Origin of the sequence: Methylobacterium sp. WL7, from assembly GCF_008040085.1 — a bacterium.
GTDB classification, from domain to species: Bacteria; Pseudomonadota; Alphaproteobacteria; order Rhizobiales; family Beijerinckiaceae; genus Methylobacterium; species Methylobacterium mesophilicum.
Map to the genome: position 1 here is coordinate 1 of NZ_VRVG01000381.1, position 452 is coordinate 452.

At 74.1% G+C, this 452-nt stretch carries 1 protein-coding gene; it reads left to right on the forward strand.

Going from position 1 to position 452, the window contains the following annotated elements; all coding sequences use genetic code 11:
• Window positions 1–452 (forward strand): PRC-barrel domain-containing protein (locus FV233_RS29890; protein ID WP_147899678.1); only part of this gene is annotated, 452 nt, incomplete at both ends.

The window sequence follows — 452 nt, forward strand, 5'->3', positions numbered from 1 at the left end:
ACCCGCGGGGGCGCCCGCCCCCACCGCCGCGCCGGGCGCGTCGCCGAACGCGGCGCAACAGCAGCAGCAGGGGACCCCGGCCACGGTGCTGGACACCCAGGATTACGAGAGCCTGCTCGGCCGCAGCGTGCGCAGCGCGGGCGGCGACGAGCTGGGGCGCGTCATCGACATCATCATCGACAAGGACGGGCATCCCCGGGCGGCGATCATCGATTTCGGCGGCTTCCTGGGTGTCGGCACCCGCAAGATCGCCGTCGATTGGCGCGCCCTGCGCTTCACCCCCGATGGCAACAAAGAGCGCAAGCTGTCCGTCGCGCTGAGCCGCAACCAGGTCCGGGTGTCGCCCGAATACAAGGCCGGCGAGCCGATCGTCGTGCTCGGCCCGGCGAGTCCGGCCGCCCCCGTGCCCGAGGGCGAGCAGGCGACGAGCGCGGCCCAGCCGGCCGGCCCTC